The organism is Sporosarcina sp. FSL W7-1349 (assembly GCF_038003045.1).
Lineage (GTDB): Bacteria > Bacillota > Bacilli > Bacillales_A > Planococcaceae > Sporosarcina.
On record NZ_JBBOOK010000001.1, the window covers coordinates 2,383,331 to 2,407,054 of the forward strand.

Consider the following 23,724-nt stretch of genomic DNA (forward strand, 5'->3'; position numbering starts at 1 on the left):
TTCTGGAAACAGGATAGCCAAACGCCGGTCATTTTATAAGAGAGGGAATAAAGGCCGGCCGATTGGATACAACTGATAACGGAGGTGATCCTATGAATCAAATGGAAGAGATGCTTCAAAAGGTATTGTCCACAGGGCAAGGGGCGATTGCATGCACCATCGTCCATGTCGACGGATCGGCATATCGGAAAGAAGGCGCCTGGATGTTCCTGCTGGAGGATGGAACACAACTCGGCATGATAGGCGGCGGCTGTTTAGAGAACGATCTCCGGATCCGGGCGCAGGAGCTGTTCGGCACAGGAACGGCAATGGAAGTCATTTATGATTTACGGGCCGAAGACGATCTCGGCTGGGGGCGGGGCATCGGTTGCAACGGTGTCATTACCGTGCTAATCCGGGATGTGGACAAAGGATTTCGAGAGGCTTTACTAAATGTGCATGAGGAATTTCAACAAGGCCGGCCTGTTCATTACATACAAGAATTAAAGGAAGGGTACCCGTTCGTCTTCGAGACGACAAAGACGATTGGCAAAATGCCGCTTCGTCCGTTCGTATGCGCGGCAGGCAGCATGAGTGACGAGAAAGGGAGAAGATATGAGCAATGGCTATGGCCACGTCCGAATCTCTATTTGATCGGAGGAGGTTCAGATGCGCGCCCGTTGGCATCCATGGCGCAAACAGTGGGGTATGCGGTCCATTTATTAGATTGGCGGGAGGCCCTTTGTCATGAAGGTTTTTTCCCGAACGCTGCGTCCATCCAGATCGGCAATGTAGAGCAGATGGTCAAAGACACCCGCTTCACCCCCTATGATTCAGTCGTCATAATGACCCATCACTTTACATTGGACCAGGCACTCTTGCAATTCTTCGCAAAGCAAGAATTGCTCTACCTCGGCCTTTTGGGATCAAAACAACGGACCTCCCGTTTGACGAAAGGGATAAGCCTGACCCATCTCCAATCCCCTATCGGCCTGTCGATCGGGGCGGAGGGACCCGAAGAAATTGCAGTCAGCATTTTAGCGGAAGTGATAGCCGTGCGAAACGGGGTAGCTGCATGTCCATCGCTTGCCTCTATCTAGCCGCTGGGCAAAGCAGACGAATGGGGACGGATAAATTGGCGCTGCCATTTCATGGACAATCCTTTGGCAGCCAAGCTTTATCGGCAGCCCTTCAATCTCGTGTGAAAAAAGTTTTCTTGCTGACGAAGGAAAATGACTCCTTGGCTTGGGTTCCAGAGGAATTGATTGCCGACAACAAGTGCGTCCATGTTCCGGTACCACTTACCGCAGAAGGTCAATCGGCGACGTTGCGCATCGGGGTCTCCTATGCCATCAGACATCAAGCTTCCGCACTTATCATCCTGTTAGCGGATCAGCCATTCGTGAAATCTGATTTTATCGACGAACTCTGTTCACAGTACGAACGGAATCCGAACCTATGTTACGTAGCGGCAACGGGGGAAGGAATACCAAAACCGCCTATTCTATTCTCTGACAGACTGTTTTCAAGTCTGTTGGATCTGACGGGAGATAAAGGGGCAAGGGACATTTTACGGGATGGTTCCTTACACGGGCTGCATTTGCCCGCCCCCGACCCGCTGCTGTTTGCAGACGCAGATACGATGGAGGCCTATAATCGATTGAAACAGATGAAAAAAAAGGTCTGAGACTGTTTTTATTTCCCGCTCGACGCTGCGACTTTTACCGGGGTATGGCAGTTTCTCCTCATATGAAAAAGCCGTCCGATTTGCCGGACGGCCCCCTCTTCATTGCAATTGCAACGTATTTTCCTTTTTCATTGAATCCAAGCCGTATTGAGTAATTTCCTTCATGGAAATGGTGTACAGTTTATCACCGCTATACAATATGCGCTGGATTTCTTTTTCCCAATCGACGTATTGCTCTCCCGGTTGTTTCCCTTCCAATAAATCGCCTTTTAACACAATCCCTTTTTCCGGTGTGATTTCATAAATGAGCGCACCTGCCCCGAGGAAGTCCACATCCCAGAATTCCTTGTTTCGCTCGCGTTCCTCGTAGAGGACGGCCGGGAACCCGTACAAATTCCGTTGCGTGTGCTGGAATAATGATTTATGGTCATGCTGGATCGGGGAGTAACTTCCCCGTCCCCCGATAATTTCGGTATCCTTCTCTTTCGGATTGGCGAAGTCCGATACATCGAATAGGGAAATCTTCATCCCTTCCGTTAGAATAATCGGTTCGCCGCCTTGCGGATTTTTCTTTGCCGTCGTTTCATAGCCGAACCCGATGAGATGGTTTTCGTCCAGCGGATGCAAATAATTGCTGAATCCCGGAATCTTCAGCTCGCCGAGCACTTTCGGTGCAGCCGGATCGGCGACATCGATAACAAAGAGCGGGTCCGTTTCCCGGAAAGTCACCATATACGCCTTCTCCCCCATGAAACGGGCGGAATAAATGCGCTCCCCTTTTGCTAGCCCTTCGACCGACCCGACCTGCTTCATGTTTTCATCTAAGATGAATAGATGATTTTTGGAAGGGTTCTTTTCATCCCATTGATTCCCCTCCGTCGTGACGGCCCGGAAATGGCCGTTATGTTCATCCATCGAGAACTGGTTCAGCAGTGTCCCTTTCAACGTAGCGGAGCTTTGGAATGCGACATTTATTCCGTCCAGCGCAAACTTGAACACCTCACTGTTGGCACTGCTAGGGTTCCATATCATCGACCGCGCCTGCCCGCCAGCCGACGAACTCGCCTCATAGATGGTGGCAGTCAAATACAGATTTTCTTTGGACATATACAGTTGTTCACTGCTGCCGAGATACCCTTTCGTCACAAGTTCACTTTTTGCAGGCGATGAAAGATCGACAGCCGTGATAACGGAGTACTTTGGCTCAACAGCTCCTGGCAAGATGGAAATGTCCTGATACTCCAATAATTTCGGGGTATCGTCTTCCATCGAATCCAATACGGCCGGGCGAAGATCCTCCTCTTGCCACTTTTCCATGATCCAATAGAACGGTTGAATATTCGTGACGAAATAGAGCATATCCCCCGTTTTCCGGGCACCGTTCAAATAACCTTCCGCCCCGATTTCCCGGATCAGCTTCGGCTGTTCCGGTTTGGCTACGTCATAAATCCGGACAACTGTCATTTCATTCGCCGGCATGATCATGTCCGCCGCCTGCCTATTAGACACTCCTTGGTCAGGTGACATTTTCGAGCCAAGAACAATGAGCAGATCTTTATGCAAGAACAAGCTACCCGGATAGAAACTTTCATCCTCTTTCAACTCAAGGACTTTCAGGAGTTCTTTCGGATTCCGAATATCCGAAATCGTCACACCCGTATTTCCCATGATAGAGTAAATGTATTCCCCATCCGTCTTCACGGTATCTGCCTCATCAACTCCGGCGACTTGGTTATTCGTGGTCGAATGATCCGCACTGCCGGACTGCGCTTCTGCTTTGTCATTTGCACTTTCCATAGTTGCCGATTCCTGACGCAGCGCTTTCCTCTCGCTTTCCATCATGCTTTTCGCCCGATCAAAATACGCTTTCAGTTCTTTTTCTGATGAAACAGAAGTGATCGTTTCATGGACCGTGAAATCGATTTTATCCGACCGCAGAGATTTGAACCGTTTCCCTTTCACGGCCTCTTTCTTAATATGCAACGTATACGCGCCCGGTTTCAGTCCGTTGACATGAACGGTATGCCCTTCATTTTCAAGACGGATGTCCGCCTCCACCCGATTGCCCTCCTGATCGGTAATATAAAGATCACCGGATCGCTCGGCTTTCTGATTTAGCGGAGCCGAGAAACCTGCCTGCCAGCCTTTCTCGGTCAGTGCGATTCCTGAAGCCGTTACTGTCACTCTTTGAATAGATAAAGCAAATGCCAATGCCAAGAAGGCGATGGCTACCCCGGAAGCAATCCAAATTACTGGTTTTCTCAAGTGGACCAACCCTTTCCATTTTCTTTGTTATTCCATTAGACTCCTGACAGGTAATTTCGTTTCAATTAATTTCAGAATATACTTGGAACGAGTGCGTTCATAATTTATTCAATTCCGGGAAAGCTGAATAGAGCGTTTTATAGCTACTTCGTTTTGGGTACTGGAACTATACATACATGTTCATCGGAAAGGATGAATCCGTTTGAAATCTACTGAAACGACCATCAAATCGAAACGAAACCTCAAGCCTCTTTGGATTGCACTCGCTTTTGCAGCCTTGATTGTCATCGTGTTGCTGCCTAACCACCACGAACTTCCGATAGCCGGTCAACGGGCCCTCGCCATCTTGGCATTTGCGGTCATCTTATGGATGACGGAAGCGGTCACGTATCCAGTGAGCGCCGCTATGATCATCGCCCTGGTCGCACTCTTGCTCGGACTTGCCCCGGATATGGCCAATCCGGACGTCATGCTTGGAACGAAAAATGCGCTCAAGATGGCACTTGGCGGATTTTCCAATTCAGCCGTCGCCCTTGTAGCTGCCGCCTTGTTCTTAGCCGCCGCCATGCAGGCAACGAATCTCCATAAACGGCTTGCTTTGTATATCCTTTCGAAAGTCGGCGTCCGGACAGGCGCCATTGTTTTCGGAGCAATCCTTGTATCGATCATACTTGCGTTTTTCGTGCCAAGCGCTACGGCACGGGCCGGTGCGGTCGTTCCTATTTTGCTTGGAATGGTCGCCGCATTCGGCTTGCCTCATAATAGCCGGCTTGGCGCCCTGCTCGTCATTACGGCAGTACAGGCTGTCTCCATTTGGAATATCGGTATCAAGACGGGAGCGGCCCAAAATATGGTCGCTCTTGGGTTTATCGAAAAGGAATTCGGCGTCTCGGTCGCCTGGAGCTCTTGGTTCCTCTACGCCGCTCCTTGGTCCATCATCATGTCCGTCGTCCTCTACTTTGTCATGTTGCGGATCATTAAACCGGAAACGAAAGTGGTCGAGGGCGGGAAGGAATTGATTCAAAATCAATTGAAAGAAATGGGTCCGATTACGGCGGCGGAAATTCGCCTCATTGTCATTTCCATCGCCCTCCTTTTCTTCTGGTCCACCGAAGAGAAGCTCCACCCTTTCGACACGACAACTGTGACGCTTGTAGCGTTGGCAATTCTGTTGTCGCCAAAGATTGGCGTCTTTGACTGGAAGACAGTGGAGAAGCTGATCCCTTGGGGGACAATTATCGTCTTCGCCGTCGGGATTGCGCTTGGGACCATCCTATTGGACACAAATGGCGCCCAATGGTTGTCGGATAAAGTGTTCGGCGCGATGGGACTTGACCATATGCCGCTGATCGCGACAATTGCCTTGCTGTCCCTGTTCAACATTTTGATCCACTTGGGATTTGCCAGTGCGACGAGCCTGTCGTCGGCGCTCATTCCAATTTTCATCGCCTTGACATCAACTCTGGCGATCGATGCCAATGAGATCGGGTTTGTCCTGATTCAACAATTTGTCATCAGTTTTGGTTTCTTGCTACCGGTGAGTGCACCGCAAAATATGCTCGCATACGGGACCGGCGCCTTTACCGTCAAGGATTTCCTGAAGTCAGGGATACCTCTGACCGTGATTGGGTATTTGCTCATCCTTTTATTCAGCGCCACGTATTGGAAATGGATCGGACTGTTGTAAATCCGTTTATTCCCCGTCAGTTGGGGAACATTTTTACTAGTGACAGCTACGAAGGAGGAACTTACATTGTCTGAAAACAAATACGAAAAAATCGACAAAGCAGTGACGCCGCAAACGCAGGAGCAGCAGCCCGGTGTGGAAGCAGAGATGACGCCCGAGCCGATTTATGAAGATGAAAATTACAAAGGGTCGAATAAATTAAAAGGGAAAAATGCGTTGATTACTGGCGGGGATAGTGGAATCGGACGTGCCGTCGCGGTTGCATATGCGAAGGAAGGCGCCAATGTCGCCATCGCCTATTTGGATGAAGCCGAAGAAGTCGATGCTGATAAAACGGTGGAATTGATTCAAAAGCACGGCGGAAAAGCGATGAAGATTCAAACGGATATTAGCGAAGAGGAAAATTGCGAGGAGTTGGTCCAGAAGGTCATCGATGAGTGGGGACATCTCCACATACTCGTCAACAACGCGGGCAAGCAGTTTCCGCAGAAGGACATTGCGGACATATCGGCCGATCAAATGCGGGAGACATTCGAGACAAACTTTTTCGGACTGTTTTATATGACGAAAGCGGCAGTGGCGCAGATGACAGAAGGTGATACGATCGTCAACACATCATCCATCACGGCGTATAACGGCTCGCCAGGATTGATCGATTATTCCGCGACAAAGGGAGCGATCACCTCTTTCACTCGCTCCCTTGCCTTGAACTTGGCCGAGAAGAAAATCCGGGTCAACGCAGTTGCACCCGGCCCGATTTGGACACCGCTCATCCCGGCCACTTTCGATGCCAAGAAGGTCGAGCAGCACGGCGGGGATACACCGGTCAAACGGCGTGGCCAGCCGGCGGAAAATGCACCGGCCTATGTGTTTTTAGCCTCCAATGACTCCAGCTACATGACCGGGCAAACGATTCATGTCGATGGCGGGGATTATGTGGGATCCTAATCCTGGATTGGACCCCGGAAGCGGCGGCTTTCGGGGTTTTCATATATTTTCGGCAGGGGTTCTGGCAAGCTCTATCTTTTCCCTTAAAAACTCAAAAGCCTCTTTCGCTGTATAATAACTATCGTGTTTCTGATCAATTTCTGGAGTAATGAACCCTTTGTACGAAATTGATTGCAAGGTTTGAATTAGTTCCTCGAAGTGAAATCTCCCTTTTCCCGGCGCCAGACGGTCACTGTCCGCTACGTGAAGATAGATCATCCACTCACGGGCCTGTTCAAAGCTCGCCTTGTCGAACTCACCTTCCACTTCCATATGATACGTATCCAGCATGAGGTTGAGGTTGGGCAACTGCAAAGATTCCGCGAACAATAGGGCGGATGAGGTTGTGTTCAGATTATTCATCGCAAGATGGCTTTGAGGTTCCAAAGCCACTTTGACCCCGAGCTTCTCCGCGACTTCACACACTTGCTCCAGCCCTTCCCGCATCCACAGCCAGGATTGTTCTGAATGCTTGTCGTCAATCTCTCCCCTTAACTTTCCAATGCTGACTATGGAATCAAATTGCGCAGTGAATTCCACTATTTTTTTCGCCCGCTTCACAGCCATTGCTCTTGTTTCCGCGTTTCCATCCGTAAATGTCATTTGATCATCGCTGACAACCGGCCCGGTTCCGACTGCCGCCACTTGAAGATTCAATTGCTGAAGTAGCCTGGAAATGCCTACGATATCGATTTCTTCTGGATTTCGAACGAGCAGTTCAACTCCGGAATAGCCGATCTCCGCCAACTGGGCTAAGATTTGCTTCGTGTCTCCTTTGAACCCCAGCAGCGGCTTTACTGTTTCTTCTGTTAAAACGGGGTATGCCAACTTCATCTCTCTCTTCCTTTCCAACCTAATCTGACAAGAATTTAAGAATGCAAGGCGCCTTCCCGCAGGATGCCCGCTATATCCACCCCATATTTCGTGCCCGTCTCCTGAAGCGTCTGAATAACTTCCTCCGTTAATGGGATGCCTGTTTCCAGGCGCTCGACTGCCGTGTTCTCCTCCGGCTCCCCTGGAATTAAAATCTCTTCAAACCCTTGTGCTTTTGGCAATGCTTTGGCTCGTTTGACGAATGTGTCCATTCGATGTTCAAATTCATCTTTCGATACAAACAAGTCCGGACGGATGGCAATAAACAGATGGCCCACGTTTTGCGGCTCTGAATGATCGAAATACAGGCTTTTCACATCACCTCCGTAGTTCGCTCCGGTCAAAACGCCGGCAAGAAGATCCATGAGCATCGCCAAAGCCGATCCTTTTGCTCCGCCGAACGGCAGGCAGACGCCTTCAAAGGCTTTTGCCGCATCCGTGGTCGGGGCCCCCTCCTTGTCCAACGCCAAACCGGATGCAATGGATTCGCCATGTGTCGCGGCTAAGCGGATTTTCCCGCGTGCAATTACGGTCATGGCCATATCCAATACATAGGGTACCTCTTCCTTCCCTCCCGGTACGCCGGCTGCAAAAGGGCTGGCACCGAGGAATGCGGTACGTGAGCCCCATACTGGCAGCGCCGGTGAGGAGTTTGTATATGCAAGAGATAGATACCCTTTTTTGATGGCATCCTTCACATAAAGAGCCGCCATGCCATAATGGGTGCTGCGTCTCACGCCTACGAGGCCGATACCATTTTTCTCCGCCAGTGCAACGGCTTCCTCTATAGCCCGGTGGCCTGCTAGAAATCCCATCCCGTCGTCGCCATCGACAAGCGAAACTGCCGGAAATACGTTTTGCACTGTAATATCCGGTTTCGGATTCACTACCCCGTGCTCAATTCTCTCCAAATACATCGGTATGCGGGAGATCCCATGGGAATCCAGCCCCCGTAAATTGGCTGCCACTAAATCGTGAGCTACTACAGAAGCATCATCCTTTCTCAAACCTCCCGCTTCGAAAAGCCGGGCAGCGATGCTTGTCAAAGTGCCAGGATCCACTTTCATTATTAGTGTGTCCGCCATTCAATTCCCTCCATTTCATTTACAAGTGATTGTTTCACGCTTGCAACAGTTTCTCCAACTCCGAACCGGGTGGTATCAATATAATCTTCCCTGTACTCTTTCTGCTCTCCATTAAAACATGCCCTTTGGCAGCATCAGCCAACGCAAACATATGGCCGACGATCATTTGCAACCGCTTCTTCTCCAACAGGGGAATGACCTTCTCCGCAATCGGCTTTACCGCATGCGGCCTATACTTCCTTAGGGTGCTGAAACTAAAACCACGCACCGACCGGCAACTTGCATGCAGGGCCGATGAACGAATCATGCCCGCTCTCCCGCCTGCATTGCCGAACTGGACCAGCCGACCGAACTTTGCAAGGCAATCCAAACTTTTTTCCGTCACGTCACCGGCCATGGAATCCAAGATAATATCCACCCCTCTTCCGTCTGTGCTAACGAGCGTTTTTTCCGCGAAATTCTCTGCTTCCCGGTTGATGACGTCATCTGCTCCTGCTTGCCGTACTACCTCTCTTTTTTCTTCCTGGCTTATTGTGCCAATCACCTTTCCAGCCCCCATCATCTTTGCTAACTGAATGGCGGTCGTCCCGATTCCCCCGCCCGCCGCATGGACTAGGACAGTTTCCCCGGGTTGGATAGATGCGACATCTGAAAGAAGCTTATATGCCGTAAATGAAACGATAGGCGCTGCAGCCGCAGTCAAAAAGTCAACAGCGTAGGGAATGGGGAATGTCAGATTGGCAGGGGCGACGGCATATTCCGCATAAGACCCACCTACCGGGAAAGCGAGCACCCTTTGCCCTATAAAAAAATCGGTGACCCCTTCTCCCCATCCTGCCACGATGCCGGCAGCGTCAATTCCCGGCACATAGGGGATTTTTCCAGTCTCTTTTGATCCCTTCCTAATCTTTACGTCACTGAAATTCAAACTACAGGCCTTCACCTTGATAAGCACCTGACCCGGCCCTGCCTGCGGCTGATCCATTTCCGTATAGATTAATGCCTCCGGACCGCCGAATTGAGGCACAATAATTGCCTTCATTTAAATCGCCGCCTTTTTATATGATGGGAGTGCCTTCTTCCCTACGGCATCTCTCCCTTATATCGCAGTCCATCCTCCATCCACGCGGATCGTTTCACCTGTAATAAAATTCGCCAAATCAGAGGCTAGGAATAAAACAGCTCCGGTGACATCATCCGGTTTCGCCAACGAACCGAGTGGAATGCGGCGTAAGACGTCTTGATAAAAATCCTCGTCTTCAAACATCGTTTTTGTAAAGTCTGTTTCAATGAAGGTAGGCGCCACCGCATTAACTTTTATATTATGGCTCGCCCATTCAACAGCCAGTGCTTTGGTCAGCTGCACAGCCCCGCCTTTGCTAGAGCAGTATGCCGCACGTTTGATATAGCCGACAAATGCCATCTGGGAGACGATATTAATGATTCTCCCCGGCCGTCCTTGCTCGATCATATATTTTCCGACCCGCTGCGCGCTGAAGAACGTCCCTTTCAAATTGGTGTCGAGCACCCGATCCCAATCATCCTCTGTCACTTCCAACGAGGGCTTGGCAATATTGATCCCTGCATTATTGACCAATACGTCCAAATAACCGAACTGCTCGTATGCAAAGTCGATCATTTTATAAATTTGTTGGACATCCTGTATATCAGCGGATGCATACGTGCACCGTGGGTTAAATTGCCTTAGTCCCTCTGTCGCTTCTTGCAGATCGCGTTCATTTCTGCCTGTAATGATGACATCCGATCCCAATTTGGCAAAAGCAAGAGCAATATTTTTTCCGATCCCTTTGCTTCCTCCGACAACCATCACCTTTTTTGACTTCATCTCGGAAAAATAACTCATGCATGGACCTCCTCGGACATTGGGGAGTTTACTGATTCCCCCTCTTCTCCATATGCCTCGTCATAAATTTTCAAAATCTCATTCGCTGTGAGCCAGCGTGGATTATTTTGGAGAAGCCGGTCCACTTTGCTTGCCTCTTCTGCCAACGCTGGCAGATCCGTAGCTTGCACCCCTACTTCTTTCAGGTTGGAAGGAATTCCGACATCTTGGGACAACTGGGCCAATGCCGTCACTGCACGTTCGGCCGCTTCCCGCAGTGACAGGCCAGACACGTTTTCCCCCATCGCTTTCGCCACTTCAGCAAATTTCTCCAAGTCTGCCACCACGTTATACTTCATGACAAACGGAAGTAATAGGGAGTTGGCTACCCCATGCGGAACGTTGAATTTCCCGCCGAGAGGATAGGCTAGCGCATGGACTGCACCAACTCCCGCATTCCCAAGGGAAATTCCTGCGAGCAGGCTGCCCATCGACATATCTTCACGGGCTTTCAAATCATTTCCGTTATATACAGCTCTCCGTAGCGAACGGGAAATTAACTTTATCGCTTGCAGGGCAATGCCATCCGTCAACTCCCCCGCACGGATGGCGGTGTAGGATTCCACGGCATGGACCAGTGCGTCCATACCTGTAGCTGCTGTAACGGTCGGCGGAACGGTAAGGGTTAGTTCAGCATCCACGATGGCCACCGTCGGAAGCAAGTATGGACTGACAATCCCCTTTTTCACACTATCCCGTGTATCGGTGAAAATGGCATTATACGTCACTTCCGATCCGGTTCCTGCAGTGGTCGGCACTAAGATGGTAGGAATTCCCGGTTTTTTCACTTTTTCAATTCCAATGAACTCTCTAACGTCTTCGTCATTCGTCAACATGACCGCCAGCACTTTCGTAACGTCGAGCGCACTTCCGCCCCCTACCCCTATGAGAAGGTCGTAACCTTTACCTGTCAGTTTAGCGGCAAGCATTTCAAGATTTTCAAAAGGTGGTTCAGGTACTACGTCATCGATGATATCCGCTTGAAGACCGACAGCGGCAAGCGGGGTCATCACCTTGGACAGCAAACCTGTCTCCCGGATGATCTTGTCTGTGATGAGGGCCACTTTGCTCGCTTTTAATAATACTGCTTGTTCACCGATTGCTGTCACCGACCCTGTTCCTGTCAGGAGCGTCCCTGCCGTGCGAAAATATGCAATACCCATTCCCTGTTCCTCCTCAACCTAATTTTATGCCGACGAATTTGATTTCCGTCATGTCCTCCATGGCATATTTGACGCCTTCTCTGCCGACTCCGCTGTTTTTGATCCCCCCGTACGGGTAATTATCCTGGCGATAGGTGGATGTTTCGTTAATCCAGACGCCCCCTGTTTCAAGGGCATCCGCCAATCGCATGGCACGATTGATATCATTCGTGAAAACGCCGGCCTGCAGCCCGAATACCGAATCATTTGCCATGGCGATCACTTCTTCTTCCGTTTCAAATGGGATGACTGAAACAATCGGTGCAAATGTCTCCTCGCATACTATTTTCATATCCTGCGTCACATCCACCATGATAGTCGGTTCAAGCATCGTGCCTTTCCGTTTTCCTCCTGTTGCCACACTCGCGCCCGCCTTGACAGCTTCTTGTATCCAGCTATGGGCACGAACGGCTTCCTCTTCAGTGATCATCGGCCCGATATCCGTCGATTCTTCCGCTGGGTCTCCGATGACCAGGTCGTTCACTAACGCAACGTATTCATCCAAAAACTGTTGGTAAATCCCCTTTTGCACATAAATCCGCTGTGCCGAGATGCAAACTTGTCCCGAGAAAGCAAAGGCCCCTTTCACGAGTCCTTTCGCGGCTGCCTTGCTATCCGCATCGTCGAATAGGATGTTCGGCGAGTTCGAACCCAATTCCAGCGTCACTCTCTTTAAACCAGCTTTTTGGCGAAGTCCAATCCCGACCGACGGACTTCCCGTAAAAGTAATTTTGCTAATATGGGGATGAGACACTAATAGGTCGCCCACTTCCGAACCGTTGCCGATGATCAAGTTTAGGGCCCCTTTCGGCAGTCCCGCCTCTTCAAATAGCTTCACCAGTTTGTAGGCGGACAACGGCGTTTTGCCCGCCGGTTTCAATACAACCGTGTTTCCTGCCGCAATGGCCGGCGCAATCTTATGCAGCGCTAAATTCAGCGGGAAATTGAATGGAGTGATGGCGGAAATGACCCCAATCGGCCGCCTGCGGACCATTCCAATCCGATTTTCGCCACCGACCGCCGCATCCATCGGAACAAGTTCCCCACCGATTTTTTTAGCTTCATCTGCGGCGAAACGCAGGACTTGCACAGCCCTTCCCACTTCCGACCTTCCGTCCCGGATGGGCTTTCCCGCTTCCAACACTAGGATTTGAGCAAACTCCTCTGTACGTTCCTCCAGCAATTCCGCCGTTTTCCGCAAAATATCCGATCGTCTGTAAGCTGGCATCGTTTTCATCGTTCGATGGAAGGCTTGATACGCCGACTCAATCGCTTGTTCTGCATCTTCTGCAGAGGCAAGACTTACTTTCCCGACAACTTCGCCGTTGAACGGATTCACAACATCAATCCATCTTTCCTTCTTTATCGGTTCCCCTTCAATCAGGGAAGCGACCTGCATGGCATCAGTAAAGATCATGTAAAGCGGCCTCCTTTTTCGTTATTTCCTGGACAATCGCTTTTACGCTTGTTTCAGGGCTTGTCAGTATCGGCTTGGTTTTGCCTTGGATCCCCTTGACTGCGCGGGCCATCGAAAACTGTGCGAAAACAATGACATCGCAGTCCAATGATAACTCCTCCGCTTTTCGGGTAATCAATTCATCATGCTGTGCTGGATTTCGATTTTGCAATGCTTGGAAAGCTTCCGGAATGACTATAGTTTCGATCTGTACCGACTTTTGCCGTTCCGCTGCAATTCCTTCCAATAGCCTTGTCGTCGTCGGACCTGCCGCTTCGACTGTTGCAATGACGCCAATCCGGCTTCCCAGGTCCACAGCTTTCTCGAGCATACTTAAATCAGCACTGAGCATCGGAACATTGAACAAGTGGCGGATTTCCGCAACCGCCGGAGTGAATGATGAGCAAGTTAATAGAATTCCATCGACTTCATGGGCAGCCGCTTTTTCCGCTAAATTCATCAATCGCCGGATCATACCTTTAGTGACCCGTTTTGTTTCATTCAATTCAAAAATCAGACTCTCATCCATGAAATTCACTAAAGTCATCTCGGGAGCATGTTCACCAAACGCTTCCAAAATGGGTTGGACCGAGTTCATAGTTGCGTGGATAAGTGCGATTTGATACTGTTGTGCCGCCAAATCTGCGCCTCCTGTCTTCGTAAAGAAAATAATTTTGAAGATAGGTATCTTCTGTAAGTTAAATGTATTATAGTGATAGAAATTAGTAAAATATTTATTTTTTATTATTTTCGATAGATATTTTCTATTTCTTTAAGGAGGAATCAGATTGAATCAAAAAGATTGGACTATATTAACAAAAGTTTATGAGGAGAAAAATATTACGAAGGCAGCAGAGCGACTGTACATCTCACAGCCCACTTTGACCTATCGCCTCCAACAAATAGAAAAGGAATTTAATATCAAACTATTTTTCAGAGGAAGAAGAGGGGTGGACTTCACGGAACAAGGTGAATTGCTCGTCCAGTATGCCAAAGACATGCTCCAACAACAGCGTGACATGAAAGAAGTCTTATGGAATAAAGGAAACGAAGTACGGGGCACTTTACGGTTAAGCGTTTCTAGGACCTATGCTTTCTATGAATTGCCTCAAATTCTGAAAGAGTTCAATGAGAGATTTCCGCAAGTTGATTTTCATGTAAACACAGGCGTGAATGCAGATGTCGTCCAATCTGTCTACAAACAAGATGCTCATATCGGGATCGTGCGTGGAGACCTTCATGCCCCCGATGAGGAGTTCACCATTTCCAAGGAGACCATTTCAATACTTTCCGTACATAACGTTGATATTCAATACCTCCCTTCCATGCGAAGAATCAGTTACCAGACAGACCCGGCATTGGAATTGCTCATTGATAAATGGTGGAAAGATAATTTCTCAAAGCCTCCAGTCAGCAATATGAACGTCGATAATGTGGAAATTGCAAAAAGAATGGTCCTCAATGGCCTGGGCTATTGCATCGCCCCCAGCATTGCCCTTGAAAAAAACAAGCATTTAGAAAAAGGTATCTTAACAGACAGCAGCGGATCACCGATCATTTGGAAAACCCGGCTGCTATATCGTGAAGAACTTCTCGAACTGTCCATGGTAAAGAAGTTCGTTGAGTTTATCAAAAACCGTTACGACACGGAACAAGGCAAATGACTAATAAAATAGAAATAGAAAAAATGAATCAAAACCTATTTAAAATAAATATTTTACTTATCCCTGTGTTACGACTACATTATGTACTATAGCCATACCGCCCCAAGTTAACGGGATGCAGGAAACTACAACAAATGTAAAGGATGATGCAGATTGGGCAATTATCGTATAGGGGTATTGCGCGGGGATGGGATCGGACCCGAAATTGTCGATGCGACTGTGGAAGTTTTTCAGAAGGCCGCCCAGAAAACCGGCGTTGGTGTAGAATGGATTGACCTTCCGATGGGGTGGGAAAGCATCGAACAACATGGCGATCCCCTTCCTGAAATCACCATAGAAAATTTGAAGGATACACATGGATGGATTTTAGGACCGCATGATTCCGCCGCTTATCCCCCTGAACACAAAGTGAAACTGAATCCGAGCGGGGCCCTTCGGCATTCTTTGGATCTGTATGCCAATATCCGGCCGGCCAAGACTATGCCGGGCATTAAAAGCGTGGTCGGAGAAGCGGATCTCGTCATCTTCCGCGAAAACACAGAAGGCTTTTATGCGGACCGCAATATGTACAGCGGTCATGGGGAATGGCAGATAACAGAAGATGTCGTCGTGACGTCAGGCGTGTTTACACGGAAAGCGGCAGAGCGCATCGCCCATGCTGCGTTTAAAATGGCGATGCAGCGTCGAAAAAAAGTGACAATTGTCCACAAAGCCAATGTCCTTCGTTTGAGTACTGGATTGTTCTTGAATGTTTGCCGGGAAGTGGCGGAACATTATCCAGAAGTCACAGTCGATGACTACCATATTGATGCAATGGCGGCCCACTTGGTGCGCCGCGCGCGGGACTTCGATGTGATTGTAACGGAAAATATGTACGGCGATATCCTTTCCGATCTCTCGGGGGAACTGGTGGGAAGTCTGGGGTTGGCCCCTTCCATCAATTCCAATGACAATCTGGCAATGGCGCAGGCCGCTCATGGGTCCGCACCGGATATTGCCGGGTTAAACATTGGCAATCCGATCGGCATGATGCTGTCGACAGTCATGTTAATGGAATGGCTCGCCGAGAAACATGGCGATACTAGACTTCAAGAAATGGGCAGAATGGTTGAAGAAGGTCTCTACCGCTCTCTAGCAGATGGTATTAAAACGAGAGATCTGAAAGGCAGCGCCTCAACTTCCGAATTTGCGAAAGCAATTTCCGAAAGGATGCAAGGAAACACAACAAACAGGACAACTATCAATACTTTTTGATAGTTTCTCTAAAAACCTACTGAAAAAACCAGGAAGTGAGTCCTGAATTTACAATTGAACTTGTAAATTTCAGGACTTTTTGGGATTTTATCTTCCCCTTTATTTCAGTTCTTTTGTTATACTGTTTTAAATTGGTACTGTTTCGAACGAGGCGATGCCCTTGGGAAATCGTGTTGCATAATTGAATATATAGCGACATAATAGAAGACAACGGCAAAGTATTGCTATAGGACGAATTACTCTAGCAATGAAATAAGCAGGACTGTCCCATTATAGTCGGTTTGAAATCAAGGTGTTTAAAATGCAATTATGGAAACGCATAACTACAGTGTCTTTACAAACAAAGCTTGCCTTATTGATTATGGGCCTTTTTCTTATCGTAATCACCGTATTAGGCACTTCATTCAACTCCATTATGACCCGGTCGGTAGAGGAACAGATCGGAAAAAGAGCATTGAGCGTGGCGGAGGCAGTCGCTTCTATGCCCGCTATCAGATCGGCGTTGGATGCGCAAAATCCATCCGAAATTATCCAGCCATTGGCACATGAAATCCGGTTGAAATCAGGCGCTGAGTTTGTCGTTGTTGGAAACAAAGACAGCATACGCTATTCCCATCCGGATGAAGAGAAAATTGGACAGACGATGGTCGGCGGGGATAATTACGTTGCATTGCATGAAGGGAAGTCGTACATATCGAAATCGGAAGGAACTCTCGGACCTTCTATTCGAGGAAAAGTTCCGATATTCAATGAGGATGGCCAAATTGTCGGGATTGTCTCCGTCGGCTTTTTAGACACGGCAGTGGATGAGATGGCGCAGCAATACGAAGACCAAGTCATTCTTCTCATCTTCATGTTCCTTGGAATTTCTATTATCGGCGCATATCTAATATCAAAAGAAGTGAAACGGGCGATCTTCGGTCTGGAGCCCAAGCAGATTGGCCGTCTCTACCAAGAAAGAAGTGCTATTTTGGAGTCCGTACACGAAGGCATTATAGCGATCAATGATAAAGGATTTATTTCAACTATAAATGAAGCCGCTTACAAGATACTGAATATTAAGCCTAGGGAGGATATTCCACAAAGCCATATTCTCGAGCTATTGCCTGAAACCAAATTATTGGATGTTTTGCGGGATGGCAAACATCAATACAACCAAGAAATCATTATCAACGATAATCCGATCATCGTCAGCCGGGTGCCAATTTTGACGAAGGGTAAGATTACCGGCGTCGTTGCCAGCTTCCGGAAAAAAACGGATATCGAGCAATTGTCCGGAGAGTTGTCCCAAGTGCAACAATACGCCGGGGTACTGCGCTCTCAAACCCATGAATACGCGAATAAACTGTACACCATTTCAGGTTTAATCCAATTAAAATCCTATCAAGAAGCATTGGACGTTATCAACAAAGAGGCCAATGATTATCAAGAACTCATCCAGTTCCTGCTTGACTCCGTACCAGACAAGCTGATTAGCGCCATCTTGCTTGGCAAATATAACCGGTCCCATGAGCTGCAAGTCGATTTCGTCATCGACAAGGATAGCAGCTTGCGGGACCTCCCCTCGCATATCCAGAGGGAAAAGCTGGTCACCATCCTTGGAAACCTATTGGATAACGCATTTGAAGCAGTTCTCGATTCCGGTGCTTCACGGAGGGAAGTCCGTCTATTCATGACCGATCTTGGCAATGACTTTATTTTTGAAATTGAAGATTCGGGAGCTGGACTTTCCATGGATGAACAAGATTTGCTGTTCACTAGAGGATTCAGTACAAAACATGGGAAGGACCGGGGGCATGGATTATTCTTGGTGGACCAAGCCGTACAATACTTGAATGGCTATATTACAATATCCGAAAGTGAACTGGGGGGTCTCGCTTTCCTGGTTGTCATTCCAAAAGGAGGAGTTTAAATGGAAACCATTCGGGTGCTCATTATCGAAGATGACTATCGTGTTGCCAAAATAAATAAAAAGTATACGGAGAAAATAGAAGGCTTTGAAGTGTGTGGAGTGTCTTCCAGTGTACAAGAAGCATTGGAAGTGTTGCCGAAACTACGGCCCGATCTCGTTCTCCTGGATGTCTATTTCCCAGACGGCAATGGGCTGGACATCATTTGGCATCTGCGCAAACATTTCCGCGATGTGGATATCATTCTGATTACGGCTGCGCAGGAGATGGAAACCGTCCAAGAAGCCATCCGAGGAGGAGTCATCGATTATATCATCAAGCCCTTCTTATATGACCGTTTTGAGACTACAATGCGAAAGTACGCGGAGTATCGACAGCAACTCACCTCCACTGATCCCATCACTCAAGAGAGCGTCGACCTGTTACTACAAGGCGTACGAGAGAGCATCGAACAGGAGCAGAGCATCCCTAAAGGCATCGATCCGCTCACTCTTCAGAAAGTGCAAGAGAAAATTTCTACATTCAGACTAGATGGAATTACCGCCGAAAGCTTCGGAAAGCAAATCGGTCTCAGCCGGACAACAGCACGCCGCTACCTGGAATATATGGTGTCACAGGGGACCATTGCAGCGGAGTTGGCTTATGGCCAAGTCGGTAGACCGGAACGGCTCTATCGCAAGATATAGAGTGTAAGGATTATTAGGAAAGCAATCCACATGGAACAGGCGACATATTTTTGTCGCCTGTCTTTTTTCTATACATTAACTTTGAATTTCATGATTTCGGTATGAAGTGCTTCTGCCACTGTCGTCAGCTCTTTGGAACTTGCAGCGACTTCTTGATTACTCGCAAGCTGTTGATCGGTCGCCGAACTCGTTTCTGAAGTCGCTTGCAGAAAGGTTTCTGCCCATTCGTTTATTCTATCTAATCCGTGGGCGACATCTCCTGTAATCCCATCGATTTCTCCGATGGAAACAGAAACGGTTTCAATAGTTTCTCCTACATCTTCTACTGCACTTTCAATCGAAACGAAGATTTCCAATGAATGGTTAGTTAATTGTAGCCCATTTTCCACAATGGTACTGCCCTCGGTGATTGACTGAACAGCCTTGATCGTTTCACGTTGAACCGTTAACATCATTGTTTCAATTTCATTTACCGCTGTTTTAGTTTGTGTGGCAAGTCTTCTGACCTCTTCGGCGACTACGGCAAACCCTTTTCCACTCTCTCCTGCCCGAGAAGCTTCGATTGCAGCGTTGATTGCCAGTAAATTGGTCTGTTCGGATATTTCCTTGATGAGATCTGTAACCGATTGAATCTTACTCGCCTGGTTAGCCATCTCATGGATAGTAGACGCCGAATGATCGATGGACAGATGAACCCGTTCCATCTCCCGCGCAACGTCCGATATGTTGGATGTGCCTTGCTGAACAAATGAAGCTACCGACTTGGAGGAAGCCAGCATTGCTTCATTATAGGAAGAGATTTTTAAAATCTCTTGCTGAAGCTGCTGCATGGAGGACAGGACATTCTCCACAATTACCATTTGGTCCCGGCTTCCGTGCATATTGTTTTCCGCTGCATTCACAACAACTTCCGAGGAAGCCAAACTCTCTTCTGAACTGGCCAACAGTTGATCCGCCTGGACGGTAAGGTGTTCGGAGGAAATACCAATCTTCGCCAACAGACCTCTTAAATTATTCGCCATTTCGTTGTAGGACGCAGCCATTTCACCGATTTCATCCCTATTCCGGATGACGACTTCCTGTTGCGCCAAGTTTCCTGCGGCAATTTGTTTCATCGCCTGCGTCATTTCGGCAATAGGACGGCCGATGCTCTGTCCCAAATACGTAGCGATAAGAACGCCTGCCAAGACCGCTATGCTCAGCAGGGAGAGGACAATAATATTCGTCCGGGCTTTTAGAACTTCTATTTTTTGTTGTGCCGTTTCCATTTCATCTTGCTGGATGTCTTTCAGTTCTTCCGCGTTGACCGTCAGCCAGGAATTCAGACTGGATGCTTCCCGCGCAAGCTCTTGAAAATCCAACTGGGAGCCACTCGCTATCTGACTCGCGATCATCTCGATTTGGCTGATGAACAAATTCCGGGTATCTTGGATTTCATTCAAAATCGTAAGAGCTTGATCACTGGTGAACAAAGAGAGCATGCTATCCAACACGGCATCGGATTTCTCGATCGCTTCATCTTTCAGTCCCAAAAAATGGGGATTTTTATAAATGATATATTCATTGATGGCAATGAAACTATCTTTCTGAATATTGATCAGCTCGTCCGTAAGACTGACCTTATGTGCATTGCCTTCCAATAGTGATCGATACTCTTTAGTAATGGCATGAATAGAATAGTAGGAAGTTGCTCCGACTAGGATCAGGAGCATCAGGACAACTGTGAAACCAAACCGGAGTTTATTTGAAACGGAAAGCGGCATTCTCGTCTCCCCCCTGAGGAATAAGTTCAAGCCGCCTTGGCACCGTTATTGCGGTTCGTAATTTTGGAAAGAATGAGAGGTACGAACAACGATGCAAGCGCCACAAGAAGCAATGCTAAAGAAACCGGACGCTCGATAAAAATGCTCAGGCTGCCGTTTGAAATCGTCAATGCCTGACGGTAGGACTGCTCCATCATACCGCCAAGGATGAAGGCCAAAATGAACGGAGCTGCTGGAAATGATAGAATACGCATCAAATAGCCGATTACCCCAAACACGATTAGCACATATAAATCAAACTGACTAAAATTAACACCGTATACGCCAATGAAACAGAAAATTAAAATCAAGGAAATAAGCATACCTTTTGGAATATAAAGGATCCTTGCAAAGTATGGAATTAAAGGCAAGTTCAAAATAAGGAGCATAATATTCCCGATGTACATACTTGCTATAACTCCCCAGAAAACATCCGGGTGATCAGTCAGCAGCATAGGCCCTGGCTGTACGCCGACTACGAGTAATGCGCCCAGCATAATCGCTGTCGTCCCCGAACCCGGAATTCCTAATGTCAGCAACGGGACAAATGATCCGCCCGCCGCGGCATTGTTCGCCGACTCCGGCGCTGCTACACCAACAATATTCCCTTTACCAAAAGTATCCGACTTCTTCGATAGCCGTTTCTCTGTAATATAAGCGAGGAAAGAGGCGATCGTCGCTCCTGCTCCCGGCAATACGCCAATGAAGAATCCAAGGATTGACTGCCGTCCAACCGGCGCCGCCATTTCTTTCACCTCATCCTTTGTAATCTTCAAGCTGCCGATGTCGCTGCCTTTCTTGAACAGGCTTTCTTTGCGGCTAATAATGAGTGTAGTCACTTCGGCAAGCGCAAAGAGACCTAGCGCTATGACCAGAAAGTCTATGCCATCCAGTAGTTTCGTACTACCGAATGTAAACCGCTGCGTCCCGGTCTGGCCGTCAATTCCAATTGTGGCAACCATGATTCCGACAGTAGCGGAAATGAAAGCTTTCACGGTAGAACCATCCGACAATGACGCAATAGCCGTCAAACCTAAGAGCATTAGGGCAAAATATTCTGTTGGGCCGAATGATAGAGCGACTTTAGCTAATTGTGGCGCGACCAGCATGAGTCCGACCGTTGCAAAAGTTCCTCCTACGAAGGAAGCGATGGCGGCAATGGCTAATGCCTTCCCCGCCTTCCCTTGTTTGGCGAGCGGATAGCCATCAAACGAAGTGGCAACCGTCGAAGCAACACCCGGAGCATTCAGCAAAACAGATGATGTGGAACCGCCGAATATAGCTCCATAGTATACCCCCGCCATTAAGATCAACGCTGAAGAAGCCGGCATTCCATAACTCAATGGAATCATGACTGCAATTGCACTGATTGGCCCCAGTCCAGGCAACATGCCGATCACTGTACCGGCCAGCACCCCTATAAAGACAAACATGATATTTTGCCAAGTGAGAGCTACTTGAAAACCATATAATATGCTGTCTATCGTACTCATCTGCTAACTTCCTCTCCTTTTAAAATGGCAAAATTCCTTGCGGGAGATAGATTTTTAATAAATAGTTAAATGCGAAGTAGAGAAAGAGGGTAAAAACGAGAGAAACGATCACATTGCGCGTCCAGTTCATATACCCGTACATTCTCATCGTTAATGACAAGAAAATGATGGTGCTGATGACGAAACCTAGAAATTCTAAACAAAAAACATATAGGATAAGAGCACCTAAGGTCACAAGCAAAAGGATTAGATCTTCCTTTTTCAACGTCCGCTTCTCTTTTTGCTCTTCCGTTTCCGGCTTATTCTGGATGAACAGAATAACCGCCAACCCTAACAATAAATATCCTAGTCCAAGTGGCAAGACATCCGCATCTACTTGAGTAAAGGCAAACTTCGGAAGCCGATAACTCAGTGTGAGATAAAAAATTGCGAGGGCCATAATTACCAAGGAGACTTTTCGATCCATCGACCGTAACATAGACACACTCCTTTTCATATCCAAACTCTACCGTTATGAAGGTTAATCAGGTTTTCACTTTAAAAAAGAAGGATGGTGAAAGACCATCCTTCATCCAACCGTGCATACCTTATCTAAGTCCCATTTCTTCCATTAACGATTTGATGGCTTCATATTGCTCATCCAAAAATGTGCTGAATTCTTCGCTGCCCATCCAGTTAGGAGCCCAACCATAACGTTCGAGTTCGGTTTTCCAAGCTTCGGTTTCACTCATTTCTTTGAAGGCGTTTTCATAGAAAGCCGTTGCTTCTTTACTCATGTTTTTAGGACCCATGATGCCGCGCCACACAACGAACGAATCATCAATTCCTTGCTCAATTAAAGTCGGGAATTCAGATACAACGTCACCCTCCATACGCTCTTCAGCAGTTATAGCCAACACCTTCACATTACCTGCTCTGTATTGCTCCACTGCCTCTCCAACATCTGTTGAAAACACATCGACCTGGCCACCCAAAAGCATTGTCATGCCCGCTCCATCTTGGGAAGATACATATTTAACGCTTTTAGCATCTACGCCCGCTGCATGGACCGATTTGACAAACTGCATGTGGTCCATACTGCCCGGTGAAGAAGAACCGACGACTGAAACGGATGTCGGATCGGCCTTCATTGCCTCTACAAGATCATTCATCGTATCAAACGGTGAATCCGCTTTCACAAGGAATGCACCATAATCTGCCGTCAACGCTGCAATCGGAGTAAAGTCTTGATGCCCTAAATCTGATTGATTGTTTAACGGAACGAACATAATTGGTGGAGAGGTTGCGAACAGTAGATGGTCATCCGTATTTTTACCATCAATGTATGCCCAGCCGATTGCTCCTCCGCCACCCGGCTTGTTGACTACCGCAAAGCGCTGTTCAACAATCTTCTCTTCTTCCAATACCTTGGAAGAAGCACGAGCCGTCGTATCCCATCCGCCGCCTGCACCGGATGGAGCAATGAACTCGATAGGCTTCGTTGGCTTCCAATCGCCAGCTGTTTCTTCTGCCGGACCGCTAGTTTCTGTGACATCGCTTCCCCCGCTCGTGTCGGCAGGAGCCTCAGCTTCTTTTCCGTCATTGCTATTACACGCTGCCAAGACTGCTGCGATTGTCAAGAGCATGATAACGAGAAATAAATTCTTTTTCTGCTTCATAAATTTTACCCCCTTATAACTTTTGGTTGGTGCAAAATTAAGTATAGTAAAAAAAATGCAATGCGCAATATTTTGATAATAATGACTTTAATGTTCTTTTATTTTTTTTTGTCCATAAAGTTTTTGTTGAAAA

General features: G+C 47.9%; 20 protein-coding genes. 8 read left to right on the forward strand and 12 right to left on the reverse strand.

Going from position 1 to position 23,724, the window contains the following annotated elements; translation table 11 throughout:
- Window positions 1-92 precede the first annotated feature (92 nt).
- Together MKY41_RS11790 and MKY41_RS11795 are read left to right on the forward strand one after the other, a co-directional pair.
- Complete coding sequence (locus tag MKY41_RS11790) at window positions 93-1,079, forward strand: XdhC family protein (RefSeq protein WP_340745198.1); 987 nt, start codon at window positions 93-95, stop codon at window positions 1,077-1,079.
- Entirely contained in the window at window positions 1,055-1,666 is a 612-nt protein-coding gene (locus MKY41_RS11795; RefSeq protein ID WP_340745199.1) for a nucleotidyltransferase family protein, read from the forward strand. The genes MKY41_RS11790 and MKY41_RS11795 overlap by 25 nt, the downstream gene beginning before the upstream one ends.
- 99 nt (window positions 1,667-1,765) lie before the next feature.
- Here the strand turns inward: MKY41_RS11795 and MKY41_RS11800 are convergent, their stop codons facing one another.
- Window positions 1,766-3,931 (reverse strand): beta-propeller domain-containing protein, encoded by a 2,166-nt coding sequence (locus MKY41_RS11800; RefSeq protein WP_340745200.1) that lies wholly within the window; start codon window positions 3,929-3,931, stop codon window positions 1,766-1,768.
- 202 nt (window positions 3,932-4,133) lie between these two features.
- Between MKY41_RS11800 and MKY41_RS11805 the strand changes: the two genes are divergently transcribed.
- Together MKY41_RS11805 and MKY41_RS11810 are read left to right on the forward strand one after the other, a co-directional pair.
- Window positions 4,134-5,618, forward strand: a complete 1,485-nt coding sequence (locus MKY41_RS11805; protein WP_340745201.1) for a DASS family sodium-coupled anion symporter — start codon at window positions 4,134-4,136, stop codon at window positions 5,616-5,618.
- Between the two features lie 66 nt (window positions 5,619-5,684).
- A complete protein-coding gene (locus tag MKY41_RS11810) occupies window positions 5,685-6,566 on the forward strand; it encodes an SDR family oxidoreductase (protein ID WP_340745202.1) in 882 nt (293 codons plus the stop codon).
- A gap of 39 nt (window positions 6,567-6,605) precedes the next feature.
- Here MKY41_RS11810 and MKY41_RS11815 read toward each other — a convergent pair whose 3' ends face one another.
- From MKY41_RS11815 to MKY41_RS11845, 7 genes are read right to left on the reverse strand one after another with little or no spacing between them, the layout of a single operon-like run.
- Complete coding sequence (locus MKY41_RS11815) at window positions 6,606-7,439, reverse strand: sugar phosphate isomerase/epimerase family protein (RefSeq protein ID WP_340745203.1); 834 nt, start codon at window positions 7,437-7,439, stop codon at window positions 6,606-6,608.
- A gap of 35 nt (window positions 7,440-7,474) precedes the next feature.
- Window positions 7,475-8,563 carry an Ldh family oxidoreductase gene (locus MKY41_RS11820; protein WP_340745204.1) on the reverse strand — a complete coding sequence of 363 codons (1,089 nt, stop codon included), beginning with the start codon at window positions 8,561-8,563 and terminating at the stop codon, window positions 7,475-7,477.
- Window positions 8,564-8,597: 34 nt separating this feature from the next.
- Window positions 8,598-9,605: a quinone oxidoreductase family protein gene (locus tag MKY41_RS11825; protein WP_340745205.1), complete on the reverse strand. Its 1,008-nt coding sequence runs from the start codon at window positions 9,603-9,605 to the stop codon at window positions 8,598-8,600.
- Between the two features lie 57 nt (window positions 9,606-9,662).
- Window positions 9,663-10,427, reverse strand: a complete 765-nt coding sequence (locus MKY41_RS11830) for an SDR family NAD(P)-dependent oxidoreductase (RefSeq protein WP_340745206.1) — start codon at window positions 10,425-10,427, stop codon at window positions 9,663-9,665.
- Window positions 10,424-11,629: an iron-containing alcohol dehydrogenase gene (locus MKY41_RS11835; RefSeq protein WP_340745207.1), complete on the reverse strand. Its 1,206-nt coding sequence runs from the start codon at window positions 11,627-11,629 to the stop codon at window positions 10,424-10,426. Before MKY41_RS11835 ends, MKY41_RS11830 begins: the two co-directional genes overlap by 4 nt.
- A gap of 13 nt (window positions 11,630-11,642) precedes the next feature.
- Window positions 11,643-13,085, reverse strand: a complete 1,443-nt coding sequence (locus tag MKY41_RS11840) for an aldehyde dehydrogenase family protein (RefSeq protein ID WP_340745208.1) — start codon at window positions 13,083-13,085, stop codon at window positions 11,643-11,645.
- Window positions 13,072-13,764: an aspartate/glutamate racemase family protein gene (locus MKY41_RS11845; protein WP_340745209.1), complete on the reverse strand. Its 693-nt coding sequence runs from the start codon at window positions 13,762-13,764 to the stop codon at window positions 13,072-13,074. The genes MKY41_RS11840 and MKY41_RS11845 overlap by 14 nt, the downstream gene beginning before the upstream one ends.
- A gap of 148 nt (window positions 13,765-13,912) precedes the next feature.
- Here MKY41_RS11845 and MKY41_RS11850 point away from each other — a divergent pair, with 148 nt between their 5' ends.
- The 4 genes from MKY41_RS11850 to MKY41_RS11865 all read left to right on the forward strand — a co-directional run bounded on the left by MKY41_RS11850 (window position 13,913) and on the right by MKY41_RS11865 (window position 18,638).
- The gene (locus MKY41_RS11850) at window positions 13,913-14,788 is read left to right on the forward strand and encodes a LysR family transcriptional regulator (protein ID WP_340745210.1); all 876 of its coding nucleotides are present in this window, start codon (window positions 13,913-13,915) and stop codon (window positions 14,786-14,788) included.
- Window positions 14,789-14,941: 153 nt separating this feature from the next.
- On the forward strand, window positions 14,942-16,042 hold the full coding sequence (locus tag MKY41_RS11855) for an isocitrate/isopropylmalate dehydrogenase family protein (RefSeq protein WP_340745211.1): 1,101 nt from the start codon (window positions 14,942-14,944) through the stop codon (window positions 16,040-16,042).
- Between the two features lie 301 nt (window positions 16,043-16,343).
- Window positions 16,344-17,954 carry a sensor histidine kinase gene (locus MKY41_RS11860; protein WP_340745212.1) on the forward strand — a complete coding sequence of 537 codons (1,611 nt, stop codon included), beginning with the start codon at window positions 16,344-16,346 and terminating at the stop codon, window positions 17,952-17,954.
- Window positions 17,955-18,638 (forward strand): response regulator, encoded by a 684-nt coding sequence (locus tag MKY41_RS11865; RefSeq protein ID WP_340745213.1) that lies wholly within the window; start codon window positions 17,955-17,957, stop codon window positions 18,636-18,638.
- Between the two features lie 68 nt (window positions 18,639-18,706).
- On the opposite strand, the gene MKY41_RS11870 is transcribed toward MKY41_RS11865, so the two are convergent.
- From MKY41_RS11870 to MKY41_RS11885, 4 genes are all read right to left on the reverse strand, one after another.
- A complete protein-coding gene (locus MKY41_RS11870; RefSeq protein WP_340745214.1) occupies window positions 18,707-20,401 on the reverse strand; it encodes a methyl-accepting chemotaxis protein in 1,695 nt (564 codons plus the stop codon).
- A gap of 26 nt (window positions 20,402-20,427) precedes the next feature.
- On the reverse strand, window positions 20,428-21,933 hold the full coding sequence (locus MKY41_RS11875; RefSeq protein WP_340745215.1) for a tripartite tricarboxylate transporter permease: 1,506 nt from the start codon (window positions 21,931-21,933) through the stop codon (window positions 20,428-20,430).
- A gap of 19 nt (window positions 21,934-21,952) precedes the next feature.
- Complete coding sequence (locus tag MKY41_RS11880; RefSeq protein ID WP_340745216.1) at window positions 21,953-22,411, reverse strand: tripartite tricarboxylate transporter TctB family protein; 459 nt, start codon at window positions 22,409-22,411, stop codon at window positions 21,953-21,955.
- Between the two features lie 109 nt (window positions 22,412-22,520).
- Window positions 22,521-23,591, reverse strand: coding sequence for a tripartite tricarboxylate transporter substrate binding protein (locus tag MKY41_RS11885; protein WP_340745217.1), 1,071 nt, complete (start codon window positions 23,589-23,591; stop codon window positions 22,521-22,523).
- Between the last annotated feature and the right edge of the window lie 133 nt (window positions 23,592-23,724).

What these genes read in the sequence shown, in the direction of transcription:
- MKY41_RS11865 (WP_340745213.1), top strand. Translation starts at nt 17,955, where the DNA reads ATGGAAACCATTCGGGTGCTCATTATCGAAGATGACTATCGTGTTGCC.
- MKY41_RS11830 (WP_340745206.1), bottom strand. Translation starts at nt 10,427, where the DNA reads ATGAGTTATTTTTCCGAGATGAAGTCAAAAAAGGTGATGGTTGTCGGA.
- MKY41_RS11840 (WP_340745208.1), bottom strand. Translation starts at nt 13,085, where the DNA reads ATGATCTTTACTGATGCCATGCAGGTCGCTTCCCTGATTGAAGGGGAA.
- MKY41_RS11875 (WP_340745215.1), bottom strand. Translation starts at nt 21,933, where the DNA reads ATGAGTACGATAGACAGCATATTATATGGTTTTCAAGTAGCTCTCACT.
- MKY41_RS11820 (WP_340745204.1), bottom strand. Translation starts at nt 8,563, where the DNA reads ATGGCGGACACACTAATAATGAAAGTGGATCCTGGCACTTTGACAAGC.
- MKY41_RS11870 (WP_340745214.1), bottom strand. Translation starts at nt 20,401, where the DNA reads ATGCCGCTTTCCGTTTCAAATAAACTCCGGTTTGGTTTCACAGTTGTC.
- MKY41_RS11860 (WP_340745212.1), top strand. Translation starts at nt 16,344, where the DNA reads ATGCAATTATGGAAACGCATAACTACAGTGTCTTTACAAACAAAGCTT.
- MKY41_RS11885 (WP_340745217.1), bottom strand. Translation starts at nt 23,591, where the DNA reads ATGAAGCAGAAAAAGAATTTATTTCTCGTTATCATGCTCTTGACAATC.
- MKY41_RS11880 (WP_340745216.1), bottom strand. Translation starts at nt 22,411, where the DNA reads ATGTTACGGTCGATGGATCGAAAAGTCTCCTTGGTAATTATGGCCCTC.
- MKY41_RS11815 (WP_340745203.1), bottom strand. Translation starts at nt 7,439, where the DNA reads ATGAAGTTGGCATACCCCGTTTTAACAGAAGAAACAGTAAAGCCGCTG.
- MKY41_RS11795 (WP_340745199.1), top strand. Translation starts at nt 1,055, where the DNA reads ATGTCCATCGCTTGCCTCTATCTAGCCGCTGGGCAAAGCAGACGAATG.
- MKY41_RS11790 (WP_340745198.1), top strand. Translation starts at nt 93, where the DNA reads ATGAATCAAATGGAAGAGATGCTTCAAAAGGTATTGTCCACAGGGCAA.
- MKY41_RS11825 (WP_340745205.1), bottom strand. Translation starts at nt 9,605, where the DNA reads ATGAAGGCAATTATTGTGCCTCAATTCGGCGGTCCGGAGGCATTAATC.
- MKY41_RS11835 (WP_340745207.1), bottom strand. Translation starts at nt 11,629, where the DNA reads ATGGGTATTGCATATTTTCGCACGGCAGGGACGCTCCTGACAGGAACA.